General features: G+C 53.4%; 17 protein-coding genes. 6 read left to right on the top strand and 11 right to left on the bottom strand.

Going from position 1 to position 22696, the window contains the following annotated elements:
- Nucleotides 1-64 precede the first annotated feature (64 nt).
- Both HS100_17385 and HS100_17380 read right to left on the bottom strand, forming a co-directional pair.
- Nucleotides 65-418, bottom strand: coding sequence for an IS1 family transposase (locus HS100_17385; GenBank protein MBE7435692.1), 354 nt, complete (start codon nucleotides 416-418; stop codon nucleotides 65-67).
- 32 nt (nucleotides 419-450) lie between these two features.
- Nucleotides 451-729 carry a helix-turn-helix domain-containing protein gene (locus HS100_17380; GenBank protein MBE7435691.1) on the bottom strand — a complete coding sequence of 93 codons (279 nt, stop codon included), beginning with the start codon at nucleotides 727-729 and terminating at the stop codon, nucleotides 451-453.
- Between the two features lie 123 nt (nucleotides 730-852).
- Between HS100_17380 and HS100_17375 the strand changes: the two genes are divergently transcribed.
- The 4 genes from HS100_17375 (at nucleotide 853) to HS100_17360 (ending at nucleotide 11835) form a co-directional block, all read left to right on the top strand.
- Nucleotides 853-3009, top strand: a complete 2157-nt coding sequence (locus HS100_17375) for a hypothetical protein (protein MBE7435690.1) — start codon at nucleotides 853-855, stop codon at nucleotides 3007-3009.
- A 266-nt stretch (nucleotides 3010-3275) separates the two neighbouring features.
- Nucleotides 3276-5168 carry a hypothetical protein gene (locus HS100_17370; protein MBE7435689.1) on the top strand — a complete coding sequence of 631 codons (1893 nt, stop codon included), beginning with the start codon at nucleotides 3276-3278 and terminating at the stop codon, nucleotides 5166-5168.
- 121 nt (nucleotides 5169-5289) lie between these two features.
- Nucleotides 5290-10530 (top strand): tetratricopeptide repeat protein, encoded by a 5241-nt coding sequence (locus HS100_17365; GenBank protein ID MBE7435688.1) that lies wholly within the window; start codon nucleotides 5290-5292, stop codon nucleotides 10528-10530.
- A 306-nt stretch (nucleotides 10531-10836) separates the two neighbouring features.
- The gene (locus tag HS100_17360) at nucleotides 10837-11835 is read left to right on the top strand and encodes a hypothetical protein (GenBank protein ID MBE7435687.1); all 999 of its coding nucleotides are present in this window, start codon (nucleotides 10837-10839) and stop codon (nucleotides 11833-11835) included.
- A gap of 123 nt (nucleotides 11836-11958) precedes the next feature.
- Here the strand turns inward: HS100_17360 and nadE are convergent, their stop codons facing one another.
- The 8 genes from nadE to HS100_17320 form a co-directional block, all read right to left on the bottom strand.
- Complete coding sequence (gene nadE, locus HS100_17355; GenBank protein MBE7435686.1) at nucleotides 11959-13548, bottom strand: NAD(+) synthase; 1590 nt, start codon at nucleotides 13546-13548, stop codon at nucleotides 11959-11961.
- A 110-nt stretch (nucleotides 13549-13658) separates the two neighbouring features.
- The gene (locus HS100_17350; protein ID MBE7435685.1) at nucleotides 13659-14549 is read right to left on the bottom strand and encodes a hypothetical protein; all 891 of its coding nucleotides are present in this window, start codon (nucleotides 14547-14549) and stop codon (nucleotides 13659-13661) included.
- Between the two features lie 85 nt (nucleotides 14550-14634).
- Nucleotides 14635-15594: a hypothetical protein gene (locus HS100_17345; GenBank protein MBE7435684.1), complete on the bottom strand. Its 960-nt coding sequence runs from the start codon at nucleotides 15592-15594 to the stop codon at nucleotides 14635-14637.
- 46 nt (nucleotides 15595-15640) lie between these two features.
- Nucleotides 15641-16216: a hypothetical protein gene (locus tag HS100_17340; protein ID MBE7435683.1), complete on the bottom strand. Its 576-nt coding sequence runs from the start codon at nucleotides 16214-16216 to the stop codon at nucleotides 15641-15643.
- Nucleotides 16217-16539: 323 nt separating this feature from the next.
- The gene (locus HS100_17335; protein ID MBE7435682.1) at nucleotides 16540-16686 is read right to left on the bottom strand and encodes a hypothetical protein; all 147 of its coding nucleotides are present in this window, start codon (nucleotides 16684-16686) and stop codon (nucleotides 16540-16542) included.
- 28 nt (nucleotides 16687-16714) lie between these two features.
- Nucleotides 16715-17110, bottom strand: a complete 396-nt coding sequence (locus tag HS100_17330) for a hypothetical protein (protein MBE7435681.1) — start codon at nucleotides 17108-17110, stop codon at nucleotides 16715-16717.
- Complete coding sequence (locus HS100_17325; protein MBE7435680.1) at nucleotides 17107-18783, bottom strand: signal peptidase I; 1677 nt, start codon at nucleotides 18781-18783, stop codon at nucleotides 17107-17109. Before HS100_17325 ends, HS100_17330 begins: the two co-directional genes overlap by 4 nt.
- Nucleotides 18784-19119: 336 nt before the next feature.
- The gene (locus tag HS100_17320; protein MBE7435679.1) at nucleotides 19120-19488 is read right to left on the bottom strand and encodes a hypothetical protein; all 369 of its coding nucleotides are present in this window, start codon (nucleotides 19486-19488) and stop codon (nucleotides 19120-19122) included.
- A 672-nt stretch (nucleotides 19489-20160) separates the two neighbouring features.
- Here HS100_17320 and HS100_17315 point away from each other — a divergent pair.
- Both HS100_17315 and HS100_17310 read left to right on the top strand, forming a co-directional pair.
- Nucleotides 20161-21408 (top strand): hypothetical protein, encoded by a 1248-nt coding sequence (locus HS100_17315; protein ID MBE7435678.1) that lies wholly within the window; start codon nucleotides 20161-20163, stop codon nucleotides 21406-21408.
- 170 nt (nucleotides 21409-21578) lie between these two features.
- On the top strand, nucleotides 21579-22070 hold the full coding sequence (locus HS100_17310; protein ID MBE7435677.1) for an SET domain-containing protein: 492 nt from the start codon (nucleotides 21579-21581) through the stop codon (nucleotides 22068-22070).
- Between the two features lie 167 nt (nucleotides 22071-22237).
- Here the strand turns inward: HS100_17310 and HS100_17305 are convergent, their stop codons facing one another.
- On the bottom strand, nucleotides 22238-22660 hold the full coding sequence (locus tag HS100_17305; GenBank protein MBE7435676.1) for a hypothetical protein: 423 nt from the start codon (nucleotides 22658-22660) through the stop codon (nucleotides 22238-22240).
- Nucleotides 22661-22696 lie beyond the last annotated feature (36 nt).

The raw sequence follows: 22696 nt of genomic DNA, 5'->3' as shown, positions 1-22696 counted from the left end.
ATCAGGAAGTCAAATCTGCCCTCAAAGTAAAAAACTACGACCATGCCGCGGAATTGGAGAGTGTCTAAAACAGTGGGCTAACGAAGTCCATCACATGAGAGACGTAGTTTGGAAAGCGTTGCTTGTGCAGTTGCCTGCTGTTGAAACAATAGACAAATAAGCGCAAAGCACACTCCAGCGCATATGGACAGCGTGAGAAACAACGGGATTTGCGAGCCAGACGAGCCAGATAGTGACGCAGCTCGGCATTGTCAGCTTCCACTGAATATGTGTCCGTCTTGCCTTGCGAAACTTCGTACCTGCCGAAATGATACCAAAGCCATTTGCAAGCATCAAACCCATCACTGTAGTACCACTTGGCTTTCGGCGCTTGATCCACGACTTGCTGGATGGCTTCCTGAGTGCGGATCCAGACCACCGCCCAGCCCAAAATGCAACGAGTCTTGCGATCTACCACAGTGATAATGTAGATTCTGTTTTTTTATCGCCGATAAAGGTGAAGATTTCATCCATTTCGGCTTCTTTGACCTCTTCGGGCACGGGTGCGTTCGGTAAAGCCTCAGCTACATCGGTCACCCAATACGCCACCGTTTGTGGCGCAACTTTCAAATGACGAGCTATCCGCCGCAGATTACCTCCATCCACGTACATTTCCATGGCTCGCTTGCGGAGACTGTCCGGATACCCCTGCTTTTTCGGTTCCGGCGTGTATTTGCGGTGGCAGTGCATACAGCGATACCTTTGCGACCCGGCGTTTGTTCTTCCTGCTTTGTTTTGGCGGGTTGTTTCTTGGCAGTATGGGCATCTTCTCATGTCTCTATTTTAGCCCATTCCTTTGGACACTCCCCGGAATTGCTCAAGCAGATCTTAGCCATTGACGAGAATTACAAGGATGCTTCGCGCCTGCTGGCACAGACGGTCAAGTTGCGGAGGCGGCGCTGGTACAACTATCCCGCCTTATGGGGAACTTTATCTGTTCTGTTTATGATCGGCGTGGGCGTTTTGCTTTTTCCGAAAATTCAAAGTCTTTATTCCAGTCAGGCTTTTTCGCCAACTTTATCCGTGCCGACCGCCGCACTCTTGCAAACATCACCGCCGGTTGCTGTCAGCGAATCGCCAGGCCTGCTTCCCACACCCACAGCCGTCCCGTTGGTATGGAAGCGCATCGCAGTCGGGCAGGAATTCCCGCGTGATACGGTTTCCGCATTCGCAACAGACAAGAACGATCCGGACATCATCTATGCCAGCCTGCAAAACGCCGGGGTGTACAAGTCCATTGACGGGGGTCTTTCATGGCGTCCCGCGCATCAGGGGCTATCGAACACACAGGTCATGTCATTGGTCATTGATTTCCTAAACCCGAATATCCTCTATGCTGGCACCATGGACGGGGTGTACAAGACCGAAGACGGCGGCGGGAACTGGCGCAGGGTCGGCGAAGGGACCTATTTGTTGATGGATCAACAGGATAGTTCTCATTTGTATGCCCGCAATGAAAATGGGATCTATGAAACGAGGGATAGCGGGAGCAGTTGGACGACTACGCACCCATCGGGCAAAGAGTGCCCAACCCCAATTTATGCCTGGGCCATTCATCCCCTTGATGGCATGGCTCTCTATGTGGGCGGCTGGGGTGATTGCGGGCCAGGCCTCTATTACTCTGACAACGGAGGTTTAACATGGACACTTATCGAAATGAAGGGCAGGCCGGATATTGGTTCGCTTGCAATTGGCCTCGATGCGCAGGAAAACATCCCCATCTATGCTGGGTCGGGAACGATTAACACCCCTACGGAAAACCGTGGTCTTTCCGTGTCGTACGACGGCGGGCAGAGTTGGCACTTGATAAATCCTACGGGTTGTGACCCATCTTTCTTTGACCCAGACAATCCATCGATAATCTATTGCGCGAGTTCGGGTTTGTATGTCATACAAGCAATGGAAGGCGCAGTACACAGGCGCGGATTGAACACCATGAAACTTACCACAATCCATGTTGATCGCATCAATGATAAGGTGCGCATCCTCGCAGGCGGGGTTCGGAGCGGGGACGACAAGGATGAAGGGCTTTTCGTCTCGTTGGATGATGGCGCGACATGGGCAAGACATAGCAACGGGCTCGCCTCCGCACAAGCCGAACTCAAGATAGACCCGCATGATGCCGCTAAAATGTATTTGGCAACATACTTTTTTTCCAAAAACGAGAAAGCCAGTTGTGTGTTGTATCGTTCCCGGGATGCTGGAAAAAATTGGTTTGAGATTTACAGCACCATCGGTTGGTGCGGACCAGCCTTCGATACCACTGGTAATTTTTATTTATTGGATTGGTACGCCCTCCAAATGACATGGGACAGTGGCGATCATTGGTTGTTCGAAGAACCGGGGTATTTGGCGCCTTACAGCCTGCAGGGTACAACTCAAAGCATATCCGCAAATCCCTTTATCGATGAGCTCGTCTATGATGTTGGAAATCAGATCTATTATTCCGAACACGCCGGCAGACTCTGGATGCCTGCCAACGGCAGTGAAGGTTTATCGGATGCACGCTTGTTCTTCAAGGATCAAGGGCAGACCTTATATGCCATTGGCAGGGATCACCATATTTACTCCATCGACGGAGGCAGGACGTGGATGAGCTGTGGCGAAGATAAAACCGCTTCCCGCTCAGACACCCGCCTCGCAGTTGACCCGCAGGATTCCCGCCTTTATTTGGCGACACCTGGTCAGGGTGTGTTCATCAGCACAGACAATTGCTCATCATGGCAGGCCAGCAACAATGGATTGGGTAACCTGTTCGTGAATACTGTTGCCGTCGACCCAAACGATCCCAACCTTGTGTATGCAGGCACCGATGGCGGGGCATTTATCTCTTTTGACAGCGGGAAAAGTTGGGACCAGATCAACGACGGGCTGCTCGGCGCGACGGTGGTGTATTCGATTGCGGTGGATAAGGATGGCAATGTCTACGCTGCGACGCCGTATGGAATTTTCAAACTGGAGGGAAAATAATGGCTGAACATGATTTGGAGGCGTTATACCGGGAAGCCGAGTCCGCTTTAAAAGCCAGAGACTATGACCGCGCTGCCGAACTCCTCAAGCAAATCCTCCTTGAAGATCATGAGTACAAGGATGTCTCCCGCCTGCTGGCAGAGACGGTCAAGCTGCGGAGGCGCAGATGGTACAACCATCCGTTCTTGTGGAGCGCGTTGGGGTTGGTAACTTTGATTGTGCTTGGATTCTTTATTACCCCACGCTTGCATGGATTTTATAGGACCGTGGAAGCAACACCGGCAGCCAGCCTACCGACAATGATTCTGCCAACAGAAATGGGAATCCCAACCGAAACTGCCATACCCTCCCCCACCCCAATCCCGCTGTCATGGAAGCGCCTCTGGCTGGGGCAGGAATTGCCTCGCGACAGGGTCACTGCCTTCGCAATTGACCCCAAAGATCCGGATGTGCTCTATGCAGGCATGGAAAATGCGGGAATTTACAAATCCATTGATGGCGGGCTCTCCTGGTATCCGTCGCACCGTGGTTTAACCAACACACAAGTTGCATCAATTTCAATTGACCTCCAAAACCCGGGCATTGTTTATGTAGGGACAAAGGCTGGGATCTTCAAGTCCCATGACGGCGGCGAAATTTGGACAGCTATTGGCGAGGGAACTCATGTGCTGATCGATCCTATGAATACCTCCCATCTTTATACGCGTGATGCTGATAATATTTACGAATCAACAGATGGTGGAAAAACATGGAAAGCAGTCTATTCTTCGCAAGCAGGCTGTCCCGGTAGGATTTTTGCGTGGGCGATCCATCCCTCTGATGACAAGACTCTCTTCATATCCGCAGGAGAGGCGGAATGTCAGCCGGGCATTTACGAATCCGATGACGGTGGGCGCACATGGGTGCTGCTTCAAAAGCTGGAAATTCCACCCGGTTATGAATGGGGATGGGCGTCTTACCTCGTCGAGGAAATGAGTTGGCTCCTCGTCCGGCAGGAGAATGGAAACATTGTATTAGAGTATGGTCCCCTATGGGAAACCCCTCCCTTGGCGGGTTTCGTCTATTATCGTTGCTGGGAGCCATTTCTTCCATTCTTGTGCAGGTCCAAGCCGGATGGGCAACAAGAGGAAAGGCTTGGAAAACCGGATATTTGGGGGGATGCTTTCACATGGGAGGACTATGTTGCAGAAGTTCCCGTGATCACAATTTCGCCTCACGATCCGAATACCATCTATGTTGCCGGAAAAGGCATTGCGCTGTCGAGGGATGGAGGAACAACGTGGGGGCAGGCAAGCAACGGGTTGGGAAATACCATTCTTGATTTGGTAGCGGGTCAAGGAAATGAGCGAACTCTTTTTCTTTTGCCAGGGAATTGCAAAGGGGAATTTACAGCTGGAAAACACGACCTTATGCACTCGCTCTATCTTTCAACAAATGGCGGAACTGCATGGGATTTTGTGACCGAAATGGGCTGCTATTTGATAATGGATGTGTATGGGTCAACCATGTACCGCCTGAGTACAAATTACTGGTGGACAGGGGAGACTTGGATGGGGTGGATGTGGCGTTCACAAGATGGAGGAAGGTCATGGCGCAAAATCTTAATTCCACCGGTGATCGAAACCATTGTTGCGCACAACAGCCAAACGGGGCATTTATACGCGTTTGGCAAAGACCCCTTTTATCAAACCAGTGTTAATCCCGATTTTCAGGAAAAATATTATTATGAATCCAATGATTATGGTGACACGTGGAAAAAACTGGACCCCCCCGCAGGAATAAAAACCTGCTACGGCTCGACCCTGCAATTTATTGATAAATACCGCCCAATGATGATTGATCCCAGCGATGGAGATCACGTCTTCGTAATCGACGATGGGATAATGCTCGAATCGCATGATAGTTGCGACACCACAGAAATATTTGCAACGGCTCCAAATACAAGCATGAATTCCGTTGCTTTCAATCCAAATAATTCCGACACGATTTATGCCGGGACAGACAGCGGCGCGTACGTCTCCTTCGATGGCGGTAAAACATGGAGTGAAATCAGTGACGGCTTGCTCGGTGCGACGGTGGTCTACTCAATTGTGGTGGATAAGGACAGCAACGTCTACGCTGCCACGCCGTATGGAGTATTCAAATTGGGGGGCAAATAATGTCATCGTGGGGAGTGCACACCTTCATTCTTCATAATTCAAATACAATTCCTCACTTGTATCCGCCGCCTAAATATGCCACAATAAGAATGGCACGTCGTCTCGTGGGAGGGACGTCTTCGTGGGTGAAATAATCAATCCCTATATTGCGGGGGCACCCGTCACCGAACAGCGCATGTTCTTCGGTCGTGAGGACATTTTTCAATGGATCGAGAACAGCATCGCTGGGCAGTATGCCGACCACATCCTCGTCCTTCACGGGCAACGCCGCGTCGGCAAAACCTCCGTTCTAAAGCAATTAAGCAATCGCCTCCCCCATCGTTACATCCCCGTCTTCTTTGATCTTCAAGGTCGCACCCATACAACCCTAGATCATTTTTTGTGGTGGCTGGCGCGCGAGATCGTGCGCGTCCTCAAACAGGAACGCGCTATCGAAGTCCCTCCCCCTCCAAAAGAATCCTTCACAACCGATCCCGAATTCTTTGAGAACCAATTCCTCACCAGCCTGCAGGCGCACCTCGGCAGCGACACGCTCCTTCTCACGTTTGACGAGTTCGACAACCTCGAGGAAAGCGAGGTCAGGGAGGAGTTGGCGCGCCCGCTCATCGATCATCTGCGTCGTCTGATGGGGCATCCCAACCTCAACTTCATCTTCTCCATTGGCTCCTCGGGCCGCAAGCTCGAGAACATGCAGGCCGCCTACACCGACTTTTTCAAGACCGCCCTCTACAAAAAGATCAGTTTCCTCAGCGAAGAACAGACTGACCATCTGGTCACGCGTCCCGTCGCAGGCGTGATCGAATACGAGCGCCCTGCGGTCGACCGTATCTACCAGATCGCGTCGGGGCACCCCTACTTCACCCAGCTCACCTGCCACGAACTCTTCGCTCGTTGTCAGCGCACCGAACAGCGCAAGATCGCCGTCGCGGATGTCGAATCCGTACTCGATGATGTTGTCGAACGCGGCACTGTCAATCTCAAATTCGTCTGGGACGAAGCCTCCGACATCGAAAAATGGAGTCTCGCCGCGCTGGTGCAGTTGGAGAAGACCGACAACCGCACCCTTGCCGAGTTCCTGCGCAGGAACCATGTCCGCTTCAGTGAGACCGATCTCACTTCCGGCCTTCTCCGCTTGCGCGAGAAGGATGTCCTTACCCCGCAAAACCGCTTCGTTATCCACCTATTGCACATCTGGCTGCAAAAGAACCGCCCCATCGAACAGGTCCGCGAGGAACTGACCGAGTCCAACCCCATCGCCAACCGCTTCATCGAGATCGGCTTGGAATTCCGCGATGGCGGCCAACCCGAAAAAGCCATTGAATTCTTCCGCCAGGCGCTCTCCGTTGCATCCGATAATCTTCAGGCGCAGGTCAATATTGCGCTGACCTACGCCGTGCAGGGACATTTGGAACAAGCCATCGCCGAATTCGAAAAAGCCCTCACCATCGACGATGAAGACGTAGCCTCGCGTTCCGGCCTCTGTGATGCGCACCTCGCCCTCGGCGATGCGGCGATGAAACGCGGACGCGTAAAAGACGCAGTGCTTTCCTATCAGCGTGTGCTGGCTATTAATGCCGAACATCTCGAAGCGCGCGGGCGCATGGCCGAGTTGAGCCGCCAGCGTGCCGAAAAAGCCCTCGCAGGCGGTCGGGACGAGGAGGCCTTGTCTGCCTTTGCCGAGGCGCTCAAGTTCACGCCTGAAGATCAGGCACTGATCGCCCGTTCGGAAAAAGTACGCGCCGAGAAAAATGCCAAGGTTTTGGCAGATCAGATTTCGAGGTCCGAGAAGGAAGCCGCCGCGCGCAATTGGGCGAAAGCCGTCGAAGCCTTGAACGCCGCGTTGGAGATCGCGCCCGGCGATGCCTCCATCCTGAAGCGGATCGAGACCATTAACCAGAGTCAGTTGCGCGAACGGCTTGATGCCCTCTTGTCGAAGGTCGCCGCCGCCGAAAAAACGGAACGCTGGGACGCCGCCATCGGTGGCTTGAACGAATATCTTCAATTAAAGCCCGATGACACAGCCGTCCAAAAACGCATCGCGGATCTGGTCGAAGCCAGGCACACTGCCTGGCAGAAAGCGGTTCTCGAACGCGTCGATCATGCCGTGGCAGACCGCAATTGGGATGCAGCCCTGAGCGCCCTGAACGAAGCCTTGCGGTTGGAACCGGACAACGCAGTGATGCAGGCCAGGGCTGGTCAGGTGCGTGCCGAGCGTCGCACGGCCGAACTGAACGCCCGTCTGGCGCGCGCCGAGTCTGCCATCAGCGCAGGCCGCTGGGACGAGGCCATCGAAGTGCTCAATGACGGCCTTGCCGCCGAGCCGGAGAATGAAACGCTGAAAACCAAACTGGCGGAGGCGCGCAAAGCCAGGCGGGAGTCACGCTTGCAGGCCGCTCTTCGTCTGGCGGAAAGCGCCGCACAGGCGGGCAAGTGGGAAACCGCCGCCGCCTCGCTTCAGGAAGTGCTGCTCAACGAGCCGGACAATCCTGAATTCATCCAAAAGCTGGCGGAGATCAAAATGCTCGAACGCGAGAGTAGGCTGGGCGGGCTTGAAACCCTGGCACAATCCCTGCTGAAAGCGGAAAAATTCGATGAAGCCCTGGCGGCATGGAATGAATACCTCGCCCTTCTGCCCGCCGACCGCGAAAAGGCGCAGGCTGAGATCGCGGCGGTTAAAAAGGCGCAAACCCTGGCGTCTCTTTATGTCGACGCCGCATCTGCGCACGCCGGTAGGAATTACGAGAAAGCCATAGAACTTTTCAAACGCATCGTGGCGGAGGATGCGGAATATAAAGACACCACAGACCTGCTTGCTGAGGCGGTCCGCCTGCGCCGGTCCGGCTCCAAAACCTCGAAGATCGTCTTCAAGAAAAGCTGGCTCGTCGGCGGGTTGCTGGCGGGTCTTGCGCTTGGCGTTGGCGCGCTGGTTGTTTGGGTCGCTCGGACCGGCTTGCCTGCCATGCCCGCCGTGACCACGGACAACACAAAGACGCCTACCAGCGCCGCACAGCCGGCTTCAACAGTAATTTCCGCCCTTGATCCTGCCATCCAGTCTGCGCTCGATACCATCCAGAACGAAGACCCGCTTTACCAGACCAACTTCGATGACTGGGACACTGAAGAAACAGACCCCAATGCCGCGCTTGTGAATGGGAAATTAATGCTCACAGGCAGGGATGAAAATGGGGTGCATTTTGCTCTGAACACATATCCCTCAGATAACTTCGTGGTTGAATTTGATATTGGTATGTCCGCCTTAATAAACGGGAATTGCTTCTATGGGGCAGGGAATGGCGTTCCCCCCGGTGGGTCGTATAGGGGCTTCACCATGGAATTCTATCCAGAAGGCTCGGCAGTCCTGGCAAGATATGTGCCTGAATCGGGCTTGGATGTACGCCTGGCTGCAGCATCGTTTGACAAAACGAGGTCCAACACGATCACGCTCGTCGTGTTGGGGGATCACATCACCGCCTTTATTAATGGGCAGTTGGCATATTCCGCCCTGGATTATGCCGGGAGCGTGGTGTATGTCACAAATGGTTTCGCCGCATACAATCAGGCAGTTTGTGAATTTGACAACTTCAAGTATTGGGACTTGAGGGATATGGACTCAGCCTTCAAAACTGCGCTAGCAGCAACCCAAAATGAGCAGCCGCTCTACCAGACCAGTTTCGATGCCTGGGAGTTTGGTGAACCTGAGCATAACGCAGGGATCGTCGCCGGAAAACTGGTTGTCCCGAGTGAAGGGCAAGAACATACAGCCGTGCCTGTATACGATCTTGTTTCCGATGGATTCGCGGCTGAATTTAACCTCCATGTCACAGAATCCAGCCCCGAAGGTCATTGTATCTTTGAAACAGGCGACGGCGTCCCTGGCGATGCCTACAGGGCAATCAGCGTTGAATTTCATGCGGATGGACGGGCTGCTCTATCCCACCATGTTGGCGGGGGGGTTCATGAGGTGCTGGCTGAGAGCAGGTACGATATCGAAATAGAGAACAATGTCACGCTGTTCATCCTTGGAGATCAAATTGCCGTTTTCATTGATGGTCGGTTGGCATACACCGCCATCGACCCAGATGGGAGCGCCATGTATGTTCATCAGTCTTTATCAGCCAGTTCTGGAATTGGGTGCGAATATGACAACTTCAAGATCTGGGACATGGGCGAGGTGGATTCGGCGGTCAGAATTGCGCTGGCTGCCATCCAGAGCGAAGAGCCGCTTTACCAGACGAGTTTCGATGCCTGGGATTTTGGGGATCCGGTGGAGAATGCTAAAGTGGAGAACGGGAAGTTGGTTTTAAGCACTGACAGTGATATTAACACATTTGTGCCCCTGGATAACTTCGAATTTAACTCAAAAAGATTTGCTTTTGAGTTTGAGACACAGCTTTTGGAATCTTTGGATGATGCCGGTTGCTCCTTGGTTGTCGGCAGCACTGATACTTATTTTAGTGTCAATTTCCGGCCAAGCGGTCAGGTCAGGGTGGTTCACCCAAAGGATCCTGATGATTTAATCATTGGATCGGGCAAATTTGATCCTTCAATATCTAACGCTGTCACGTTATTCGTTCTCGATGATCGGTTCTCCCTTTTTATTAATGATGAATTGGCATTCACTGCACTTGACCCTGAAGGGAGCACTGTGTATACATATGCGACTTTCCGAGCGTTTTCCACAGTCACGTGCGAATTCGACAATTACAAGTTTTGGGACTTGAGCGGGGTGGATTTCTCTGCTGCGACAACCGCAACCGGGACTAAGTCTTTCTTCGGGTCTGCGCTGGCTTGGGTTGCAGGCAAAACGCCGGACTATGAAGATGATTTCAGCGATCCTTCCAGCGGCTGGACTATCGAACAGAACTCCACCGGCAACGAAGTCCGCTATCTGGATGGCGAATACTTCATTTCCGCCAAGGATATCTGTTATGGCGCGAGTCTTCCGACTGATCCGGTGTTTTCAGACTTTTTCCTGGAAATGGATGCGGGATTTATCAATCAGGGGAAAGGATCAGCAACTATAATTTTTCGGGATGATGGCACTTCCCATTTTGGAGTGAATATTTTTCCAATGGGGCTGGTTGGGTTTCATAAAAACATTAACGGCACCCATACTGATCTGCTTTATACCGAAGTTCCAGCATCATCCTTCCAATCATGGAATACCCCCAAACATCTGACGTTGATTGCCCGGCAGAACCAACTGGCTATCTACATCAACGGGAAGTTGGTCATCGCGCAGGCAGATACTTCATCAAGTCAAGGGACTTTTTATTTTCTTGTGTGCGATGATCACGGTGACAATTTGCAGGTGCTGATTGACAACCTCAAAATATGGGATATCACAGATCTATCACCATGATCTGGCATACGGAGTCACCATGAACCCTTTCACCTTCGGCAACCCCATCAAAGACCCTGCCCGCTTTTACGGGCGCGAGGCGGACCTGCGTCAGATCACGAACCGCCTGCTCTCTTCCGCACACGAATCCACTTCGATAATCGGTGAGAGGCGCATCGGTAAGACATCGCTTCTGTATCACCTATCCGATCCTGAGATTGGCGCGAAGCTTGGGCTCACTCCCGATAAGTTTTGCATGGTCTATGTCGATTTTCAGGGTCTCACCGATATCACCCCGGTGCGTTTCTGGCAGCGCGTCCTCAAAAAATGTCGCGTTCCATTTGCGAGGAAAGCCTCAAACCCGCCATCGAGGAGTTGGGCAAACAGGAATCCTTCGACCTCTTCGACCTCGAAGACCTCTTCGAAGCCTCGCAGGATAAGGGCTTGACCATCGTCCTCATGCTCGATGAGTTCGAACACGTCACCCAAAACCCGAACTTCAAGGGCGATTTCTTTGGCGGCCTGCGTGCGCTTGCCATTCATCACGGTGTCGCACTTTTACCCGCCACCCGCCGTGAACTCGTTGACTTATGTCACTCCGACGAGATCAAAGGTTCGCCCTTCTTCAACATCTTTGCCAATGTCGTCCTGCGCCCCTTCCCCATTCAAGATGCTGCCTCTCTTGTGGATGGATACTTGTCCAGCCTCGAGGGAACATTCTCTCCTGAGGAGCGTGAGTTCATCCTGCGCCTCGGTGGCGGGCAACCCTTCTTCCTTCAAATTGCCGGCCATTATCTGGTGGACGCAAAGGCGCAGGGCTTGAGCGCGCGTCCGCTCTTCGAACGCGCCGTGGCAGATTTCGATCAGCAAGCCGACCCGCACTTTAGTTACCTGTGGGGTCACTGCACCGAAAGCGAGAAGATCACCCTGCTTGGCATTCTGGCATTGCAGCAGGAAAAATCATCGAAGAAAAATACGCAGGCTGAACGCTTGCAGAAGATGAATCCGCGCGCGCATTTGGATGTGCTTGCATTGGCGAAACGCGGCTTGATCGTCGAGGCGGATGGTGAATTCAAACTATTCTCCACCAGCCTCGAACGTTGGGTCCTGCGCGAGATTATGACCGCCCCGGGTGAGGAAGAGTCCCCCGCCAGCGTCGAAGAATGGCTGAAAGGCGGCGGTCGCGACAGGCTGGAAAACGCCAAAGGCGTCCTCCCGAAGATAAAGAAGAAATATTGGGCGATTGCAAGCAGTATCCTGAAGGAAGTTTCCTTCGAAGTGATCGGCGCCACGGTCTTTGAATTGCTGATAAAGTCTCTGGTATAAAAAGCTGGTCCCAATCCATTCCCGTCCAGACCGGAGTGAAACGATGCCGAAGGACGGATTCGTGAATCACTTTCCATTCATCCCTCATCCTTCATAATTCATAAATCATCCTCGCCCTTCCCCCTACTTCCTCGTCATCGGCACCATCCGTCCCCGTCCAAACGCCCGCTCGCTCACCTTCAACACCACCCCCATTTGCCAGCGCTTGTGTTCGCTCGCCTTCATCATCGCGTTCGACTCGTCCGCCAAAACCATCCGCTCCAGTCGCGGCGAAACGACCTCATAATCGAACGGGTCCACCTGGTTTTCCTTCAACTCGGCAGAAGGCTTTCTCTCCATCACAAACTCCGGTATCACCCGACCTATTCCCCATTCACTATTCACCCATTTTCCCAACCCCACCACCTCCATCTTCGTCAGGTCACCCAACGGGCTGATCGCCCCCGCCATATCGCCGTACAGCGTCGAATACCCCAGTGTCAACTCGGTCTTGTTGCTCGTATTGATCAGAAAACCGCCGCCGCTGTTGACGGTGCTCATCAGGATGACCATCCTTAGCCGTGCCTGGATGTTCTCCCCCGAGACTCCCCCGCTTCTGTCGGGACCCAGAACCTGTTCCGCCGCTTCATGCATTTTCTCCAATGAGACTTGTTCGAACTTAATCCCCAAATTCCACGCCAACTCCCTTGCTGATTCAGTTGACCTCGGGTCCGTGAACCGCGAAGGGATCGCAATACCGGTCACGTTCTCCGCCCCCAAAGCCTCCGCTGCAATGACAGCCGCCACTGAAGAATCAATTCCGCCCGAAAGACCGAGGCAGGCTTTCTTCATCCCATTCTTGCGCGCAAAGTCGCGCACACCCAATACCAGCGCGTTAAATACCTCTTCCTCGACGACCTTTGTCATTCGACCATCGACCCTGATCTGCGGTTCATCATCCGCTCTCAAAATCCCCACCTCCTCTTCGAATCCAGCCAGCTCCTCTCCGCCCGCCACAAAACTTCTCCCATCGAAGATCAACTCATCCGTCGCCCCGACGAGATTGACAAATATTAATGGAATCTCCGCGGGTCGAGTGGTCCCGCGATGCTCCTCGCGGGATGTATCGAGACCCGAGACCAGCTGCCTCCTCGCATGATACAACCTGCCTTCCATCGCCCCCTTTCGATACGGCACCGCAGACATCACCACCAGCATCCCCGCGCCCATCGCTTTTAGATCTGCCCCGGGATGAACCGAATATTCCTCGTCCCACATATCCTCGCAGATCATCACACCGATTTTCTTCCCCGCGATCTCGATGGGCGGCAGGGTCTTCTTCCCCGGCACGAACCAGCGCGGTTCGAAGAACACGTCATAGACCGGCAGCAACTGCTTGACCTGCGCCGTTTGCATTTTGCCGTCTTTCATTAGGTACGCAATGTTATGCAAAGCCGGGTGCTGATAATGCTTCTCCCCCGAAGGCGCGAACGAACCCACCAACAGCGGCGGCAAATTCCTGGCTTGCCTTGCCAGGTCCGCGGTCGCGGCTTGAACCGCCTCCACGAATGAAGCATCGTACAACATGTCTCGCGGCGGGTATCCCGGCACCGTCATCTCAGGGAAGACGACCAGGTCCGCCCCGCGCGCTTTATCCGCCGCGTCGAGGATGCGCCGAATATTCCCGGTCAAATCTCCTAACGTGGTATTGATCTGAGCAATCGCTAGCTTCACCTGAATATTTAACTCCTGACTCGTCATTCACTATTCATTATTCACTATTCACTATTTACTCACCCCCCCTTCCTTGAACTTCCTTTGTGACCCTTCGTGACCCTTTGTGGTTAATCTTCTCTCCCCATCGCTTCCAACAAATTCAATGCCTCCATCACGCTGTCACGCTTCATACACACCTGATCTCCCAGCATGAACGTTCGATAACCGATCTCCATCAGAAAAGCGACATCGCTGATATCAGCGCTGACGGGCACGGAAGTCCATGCAAGTGAATCTAAAATTCGGCTTGCCGCAATGGCATTCGGGTCGGTTTGGATGATGGTCTTGAGCGCGGGGATGATTCTGTGCGGCTGTAACACTTCCACATACAGATCCCCTCGCGCCGCCATGAGTTGACCATGCTTTGCCCTCTCCCTTCGCGCAAAATCCAATCCCTTTCGCGTTTCGATCTTCGAGATCACCTCGGCATTCGGCAGCAGGCTTTTCACTTCATCCACATCCTGCGCAGACTCGACATACGAAAGCATCGCCTTCGTCAACCCAAGGTCCTTCATCGCGGCGAGATACTCACGATCCGTTTCGGTCAGCGTCCCTTCGATCTCCAGCGATGGATGAATGATGTTGACCGACTCTCCTGGTCCCACCATGCGCCGCGGACCGTCCTCCATGATCAGCCGGTTGCCGTCCACAGCCGCCACGCGCACGCGCTCGTTTCCATCCGAGAAATACGCGTCCACTGGCGTATCCACTCTGATGACATGACTCAATTTGATTTCAGTGAACGGCGGCATAGCCGGCTCCGCCACGCGCAATTGCCGCCCTTTGAGATCGACCCACAACGGCTGATTGAATTTCGAAAGCCTCGCCAATACATCACGAAAAGCCTCCCTCAGCGGCATGACCGTGTTCAGCCGCAGTCCGCTCACGATGGGATGCGCAGCCACCTCGTCAAGGAACGAGGCGTAAGGCGGAACGGTGACAATGGCGGAGATTTTCATAAGATTCCGGTGGTTGAGTAGACGCAAGCGCTAGCGAGCGTCGTATCGAAACCACCGTGTGTTTAAAGCTATATCCATGTCCAACCTACAATTTCAACGTCGTCCCGCAATACCTGCACTTGAACATCCCCTCGGCATTGACCGGGATCGGCGCGCCGCACCGCGGGCAGATCATCTCGATCGGCTTGCTCACCTGCTTCACCTTGGTCTCATCCTGCCTTGCGCGCATATTGTTCTGGAAATCGTCGAAGTACCCCCACGACCGCGCGATCAGCCCCATGGCGTAATCCACCGCGCGTTGTTCGTCTTCGATGTGGAAGATCTTCTGCGCGCCCACGGCTTTGCCCCACTGCTCGTCCACCTGGTCGCCGCGTTTGCCGGTCGGTCTTCGCAGAAACCAGGTATTCCATTTCTGGGTCAGTTTCTGCCATTCTTTGATCGCATCCAGGTCGCCGGTTTTATCGCCGAGATAATGCTCCACCTGCTTGCCCGAGACTTTCGGGTGCATCGTGATGTCGCCGAAGACGATCAGAAAGGGAGTTTCTTCCGCGTTGGGGATTTCCACATGCGTGTTGACCCAATGCGCGAACAGACCGTACGACTCAGGCGCGTCCCCTCCCCCGCCTTCGCCGAAGAGCGAGCCGAGCAGCTGCTCGAGGTCGAATCCGCTGGCAAAAGTGGTCACTTGCAGCGGCCACCGGTCCACCCCGGCGTCGCCGATCGCGGCGAAACAGATTTCCACATCCGGTCGGTATTGCGCGAGCGTGTTGTATAACAAAGGCAGGCGGTCGAAGATCTCGAAGGGCCACGAAGCCATCGATCCGGTCACGTCAATCGCCACGATCAGCGGATTCTTCGACTGTGTGCTGATTGTCTTCTCCGGGTCGATGATTTTTTCGTTCGGTCCGCTCTTCCCCTGATACGTGCGCGGACCCGCCGCCCTGGCGCGCATCGCCGAGTCGGCGCGCGCGGGAGCCGCCGCCGGGGCATAGACATAACCCGGTTTGCCGTACCACGAACTGGTATCTTCATCCCATGAATACATAAAATCTCTCCTTTATGTGTATCGTAGGGGCGGGGTAACCCCACCCCTAGCGTATAACAGATTGCATCGCCAGCGTCTCCAACCCGAACTCACGCCGGAAGCGTTCATCCAATTTATTCTCCTCGATATACCGCGCCACTTGCTCCGGAACCCAGTCCTGCCACCTCTCCCCTTTCGCCATCATCGCGCGGACAGTGGATCCGTCGATGCGCACCCGTTCGGATGGTGAGAGAAACTCCACGGGCCGCATGAGGCGGTAATCGTCCTTCATTAGATTCGCCACATAAGGGTTATCCGTCACGAAGAGATCCAACTCCCCCAGCACCTCCTTCACCATCGCCCTCCACCGCGGACCGTCATCCAAGTCGGGCACAGGCAAAATACCATAATTCACCCTGCTCCTCCCGCCGTCCCCGGCGGGGGTGGAATCTATTCCATCCAACACCAGCCTCAGCATCGCCTCGGTCTCTTCATACGTGAACGGATTGCGCGCATTATACCGGTTCGACGACCCCACCCCAATCAAAACCTCCTCCGCCCGGTTGCACAACGCGCCAAGGACCGCCGCCTGCCCCAAATGCACAGGTTTCCAACGGGCGATCATCGCGATGCGGTGAAACATGATGCGATTATACACGTGCGCAACGTCCAACTTGCTTATTTAGAACAATTATTCAATAATATGCGCATGAACCCTCTCGACACCCTCATCGAACTCTCCAGCCAGATGAACCTCGAACACGCCGAAGATTCTGTTGATGGTCGAGTAGGTCGAGGCGACAGCCAAGACCGTATCGCGAAGTCCCCGCAGGGGGAGACCACTCCTTCATGTTATTCACCGAAAGAACAACGCGCCGCCTTCGTTTACCCAGCCCAACTCCCCAACGGCAAAAAGATCAATCTGCTCAAGACCCTGCTCTCCTCCGCCTGTGAGCGCGACTGCTACTACTGCCCTTCCGCGCCGGGCGCGATTTTCGCCGCGCCACCTTCAAGCCTGATTAATTCGTCGACCTCTTCAGCAAAATGCATCGAAGCAGCTTCGCCGAAGGCATCTTTCTCAGTTCCGGCATCGCCGCGGAACTGCAAAAGCAAAAAGGATAATCGCTTCCGGGTGTTCAGCTTATTGGATTTCGGTATCACAACCCTTGAATGTATCGTTTCCCGGTCCGCCGATGCATACATCGCCGTTTCCCTTGCCCCCGTTCAGAATATCATCCCCGCCGCCGCCAACGATACAATCCGAGCCGCCTCCGCCTCCAAGATTATCAGCGCCCGCCGTACCCAGGAGAAGGTCGTTCGCACGCGTGCCCTTGGCAGCCACCCCGATATAAATCGCAGCCAGGTTCAATGCCGCGCATTCGGCAGGTTTCAACGCATTGGCGGTGATCGAAAATGCCTGATTGGTCAGCCGGGTAACAGGAACAGAGTTGGTCCCGGCGTAGGCAAAGAAGATGCTGGCGGACACCAGAATCAACAAACTGATCAGGGTCAGGCGAAGGAAATTTCTCCCGATCATTGCTCCTCCTGGCTGGTTGTAATTTCCATTTTCGTGGCAGTTTCCGCTTTAACGGCGAGATCTGGCTGACGCATCTGGACCGGTATGATGAAACGGTACATCATACCTGCTCCCTGTACGTAATATGTTTGCAGGACCGGTTCCTTTAGGTATAGGATCATCAACCCGGACTTTTCCGCAAGCTTCGCCAGGTCATCCATGGAGGCAACATCAATCACGTTGGCTGAGTCCATCGCCGGAGTCTTTTGAATCTCAGTGATCAGCGATTGATAGCGCAGGCGAACAAACTCCGCATAATTCGATTTTGCAAGATCCTGAACTCGCACCGTCAACAGTGCCAAGCCGGCCAGCGATAGGATCAACCCGAGCAGGGCGCTCCACCTCACTGTGGGGATGGCTGCCTTCATGCCCAGGAGAAGCATCGTGTTCGCCACCGTACGTTCTTCATTCAAAATCCCCTTTTGGCTGACATTCAATGGATCGCTGTTCCCTTCGTCTCTGACAAGCGCAAAGTGTATGCGATCATATCGAAAAGTCAGACCGATATCGAATCTGGTTTCCAGGGGTCGTCCTGCCAATACTCCTTTCAAGTGGACGTTTGGCACAATCGTGACAAGATAGGAAGCCGAATGGAAGCCAGCCTCCCGTTCCAGGGATTGGATCAAGCGGTCGATCTCACACACGTTGAGCGGGACCGTGGTGCCAAATGTATTCCCGCTGAATGGAGTTTCGGCTTGCAGTGGCAAACGCCGCGTCCAGCCACTGGCAGGTTCGGTTACGATCGCAGTCAGGCGATGCGTTCCGGCGATATCCTGTGCGGGCTGGGGCATGAGAACATATTGAAAACTGACATCCAACGAACAGGTAAGCTGGGGAAAGATCGGGTCCCCGCTTTTGAGGGCATCGGAATCATAGACACCTTTTGGGGCTGTCGCGCTGTACGAGAAGACCCCGATTTCACTAAAGTCGACAGGGTCGTTTTCAACCCGGAATGGGGGTTTGGAAAAAGAAAGTATGGCGAGGACAGCGGAGCCAAGCGCGACAATTGTCAGCCCGAAAAACACGCCCTCGATCAAGTCGTTATTCCTGCGATTCGGGAGGGTAGGCAGGGATGTGGCTCGCGCGTGTGTCAGCCAGACAGCCATTTTTCGCCGGATGGCAGAAAGTGGTTCCTGGGATGTTTTCCTGTTCATACGTTTTTTACCTTTCAACGATTGTGAGGATACCGGGGTGAGCAAAAGGATTGCCAGAAGACCAACGATCAGGGAAAGCGCAGCTGGGTTGCGCAATTGAAGGAGGCTGCTGCCGCCCCTGGGAATGTGCAGCCACAACCTGCCTAGGACCTCATCCCCGGTTGGTCGGTACGTATCCGTCCAGGGGTTGTTATCGCCTTTCAGCAGGAATCTCCCTGTTTCCTCCGCTATGATCCGGTGGAAGATAAACTGTCCAACCTCCCGGTTCATGTATACGACGGCATCTCCCGCTTCATAGTTAGGTTCTCGGTGAGCAATCACCAGGTCACCGATGTGAAAGTTCGGCTCCATGCTTGAGCCGACAATGATGACGTAGGAGGCAAGCCCTCCAACCTGTCTGGGGGCAAAAGCGGACCAAGTCATTATCATGACGATGATCCAGAAAGCGGACAGTATGTTCGGAGCGAAACGTCTGTTCATAATCATCCTGAGAAAGGCCTGCCATGTCCACCATAATGCGGCAGGCTGTCAAACTTCGAATGATCTTCCATACAGGTTGGTAAGGGGACCGGAAAATCGCCGAGGCGGAAAGCTCTTGTTGAGCCGCTTCGCACGGGACGCCTTTGCCCGATAGTCGAAGCCTGGCAGCCAGCCCCAGTGTCGTCGGCGTTATCAGAAGAACCCTGGGTCAGGATCGGTTTCGGGTCTTCCTCCAAGGGAGAGTCTCCTGGATGTGCTGGTTTACCCAAAAAAACCTGCAGTCTCGGGAGGGCTGTGCAGGTTTTTTGGAACTTTGGGAACGTGCTGATGTGTGATCTAATTCGAAGCAATCACGCGCAGTTCATTCGCCGCGGAAACTGTAACCTGCGGAGAGGTGGTGTTACAGGTCCAGGTGGTGCCTGAAGTGTTGGTGCACGAATAGTAGGAACCCGTTGTGACCAGTCTGACCTTGACCACGGTCGCAGCTGCATTCAAGTTGAAAGTGACGCTGTCAATGTTCGACGGAGTGGTGCCGTTCAACCCATAGACCACATTGGTGACTGTGTAACCGCTGGTCGTGCTGGCTCCTTCACCGGCGTAAGTGTCAGGCACGGTGTTGGTGGCGGCAAACGCATAGGTTGCAAGCATCACGATAAGAACTAGAATGAAGAGCGCAACGAACTTTGGGGTGTGGGAACGAAACATTTTTTATCCTTTCTTTTGTATCAAAGTTATGCCTTTATTATGTTACTTGCGATGAAAACAACAATACGTATAAATACGTATGTTCAGGGGTTTATTATTGCATATTCATTGCAGGTAATTAATCCCTGTAAATGATCATGTTTCCGGTCGCATACCGGCAGGGCCAGACGCGGCAAACGCACGTCACCGCCCCGGCAACCTTTGTTTTGAGCCTTTCAAAATTGTTATTCGATTTCACTTTTGCAATGGGGATGCTTTTATCAATTTCTCGGGCACAATATAGAATGCCCGCCCGAAGCCCGCAACGAATCGTCCGCCCCGGGGCGTGATCTGCCAAAAAATGAGCAGATCGCCAGCCGCCTGCTGCGGTTTTTTCTCGCCAACGTCTACCCACAGGATTTCGAACTCACCCTGATTTTTCAGCGGCTTGTTTTACTAGCTCGGTCTCACCCAAGCCGCCCGAAGCATGGACGCCCACGATCGCGCCGGATTTTCCTTGCTTCATGTGCTCGAATACCTCTACCCTTTTTCTTCGCGGTTGCCCACTTGTATAACAATTCTCCGATCTCTGATCTCCAGTCTCCATTCGTCTGTTCTTTAATTTCCCCAATAAACTGCCTTGATAAATTAGAATTTATGTTCTATAATCGAGTCGGAAAGATAGATCTGATTATGAACCCCCTCGACACTCTTATCGAACTCTCCAGCCAGATGACCCTCGAACACGCCGAAGATTCTGTTGGTGGTCGAGTAGGTCGAGGCGACAGCCGAGACCGTATCGCGAAGTCCCCGCAAGGGGAGACCACCGGAGAACCCGCCAAACCTTCCTGCTTCACTCCGAAGGCTCGCCCTGAGTTTACCGAACGGGAACAACGCGCCGCCTTCGTTTACCCAGCCCAACTCCCCAACGGCAAAAAGATCAAACTGCTCAAGACCCTGCTCTCCTCCGCCTGTGAGCGCGATTGCTTTTATTGTCCCTTCCGCGCCGAGCGCGATTTTCGTCGCGCCTCATTCAAACCCGATGAATTCGCCGACCTCTTCAGCAAAATGAATCGAAGCGGCTTCGCCGAGGGGATTTTCCTCAGCAGCGGCATCGCCGCGGGCGGCGTCCGCACACAGGATAAACTTCTCGACACTGCTGAGATCCTGCGTAGGAAACATCAATTCAAAGGTTATCTCCATCTCAAGATCATGCCGGGCGCAGAGAAGGATCAGGTCTATCGCGCCATGCAGCTCGCCGACCGCGTCTCGGTCAACCTCGAAGCGCCCAATACCGGGCGTCTCGCCAAACTCGCGCCGCACAAAATATTCATCGAAGAACTCATGCGTCCCCTGCGCTGGGTCGAAGAGATTCGCCGCGCAACCCCCGCCTACAAATTTTGGAACGGGAAATATCCCTCCACCGTCACCCAATTCGTCGCGGGCGGCGCCGACGAAAGCGACCTGGAACTGCTCAACACGACCCAATGGCTGATGAAGAACGTCCGCCTCAGGCGCGCTTATTTCTCCGCCTTCCACCCCATTCTTGATACGCCCCTTGAAAACAAACCAGCCGTCGATCCTTTACGTGAACATCGCCTCTATCAAGCTTCATATCTTCTGCGCGATTATGGATTCGAACTCGAAGACCTGCCCTTCGCCTCGGATGAAAACCTCCCGCTTCACACCGACCCGAAACTTGCCTGGGCTCAGATGAACCTGATCCACGCCCCGGTCGAGGTCAACCTTGCGGACAAACACGACCTGCTGAAGATTCCCGGCATCGGTCAACGTGGAGCCGAAGCGATTCTCGCCGCGAGAAGAATGCGCAAACTGCGCGACCTTTCCATGTTGAAAAAACTAGGTGTCATCGCCGAACGCGCCGCGCCGTATGTGTTATTGGATGGACGCAAAGCCGCCCTGCAAATAGGAATGTTCTAAAATCATTGATGAGCATGAATAAAACATCATCCGCATCGCTCGATGATGTTTTTTTATTTTTTAAGATCAATCTTAAAATATTCGAATCGTCTTGATTACATCTTGAAATTATTTTCATAATGACTATACTATGCAGTATCGTTTACCGCTAAAAGAAAAAGGAGATGTGAATGTCATCAGCGAACACGATGGAAAAATTAACCATCAAGACCGAAAATAAATTTAGAACATTGACAACAAAACAGAGTTACAAAAAGGGTGAGATCATCTGCGCCATGCCGAGCGAGGATGTGCGCGAAAAACCGAATCGTTTTACTGTGCAGATCGGCCGCGACCGGCACACGCACGTCGGAAAACTCGCCGCACTCAACCACTCCTGCGACCCGAACGTCATTCTGGACACCGAGAACATGGAAATGGTTGCCGCGCGCGATATCGAAAAGGGCGAGGAACTCTTCTTCTTCTATCCCTCCACCGAATGGCAGATGGACGCGCCTTTCATCTGCCTGTGCGGTTCGGCGAATTGCATCAACGTGGTGGCGGGCGCAAGGTTCCTGCCGCTCTCCACACTCGAACGTCATTACCTCAACCCGCACATCCGCGAAATGATGATCGAACTGCTCGAATCAACGAAGAATAATCTCGATAAGATAAAAGTCTGAAAATAAACATAATTAACCCCGAATTTAAATTGGGACGCGGATGAGCGCAGATTTACGCGGAATAGGTATTATAAATCCGCGTATTCAGCGTTTATCAGCGTCCCATTTGTTCTTTTAAACGAACTCACCCGCGAAACCTTAATTTCGGGGTGAGTCATGTTTATTGATTACAACTTCCGATGAAGGGCAAGCGATGCATACGCTCCCATCCATGGCTTCCCCAATTTATGGTTTTGAGCGATCTCCACCTTGCCGAACTTTTGCGCGATCGCGGGCAGCATCGAAGCGATCGCCGCCCAATCGTCAGCAAGCACGGCGTCTTTCAATTTCGCGGAATATTGACCTGACCAGATCCATTCCATGCGGAATTTATCCGCTTTCACCCAGTACCCGCGTTTTTCCCATGCAGCCACCGAGGCATCGATTCCATCCGATATGCTTTGCAAAGCCAGCGCAATGAAAGCCGCCTGGTCTTTCGCATCCGCGGTCACCTGGTTGTGTTTCGCCAGCTCGCGGATGCTCAATACGATGCATTTCGATAACCGGGTTCTTTCCTTTCCAACAGAGTCGGGGTTGATTATTCGGCTCAAGAGTATTCTCCAGGAAAATTTACAATCGCGCGATTA

The sequence above is a fragment of the Anaerolineales bacterium genome (genome assembly GCA_015075725.1).
Lineage (GTDB): Bacteria > Chloroflexota > Anaerolineae > Anaerolineales > Villigracilaceae > Villigracilis.
Note: the sequence above shows the minus strand (reverse complement) of the source record. Positions and strands in the feature narration are given on the sequence as shown.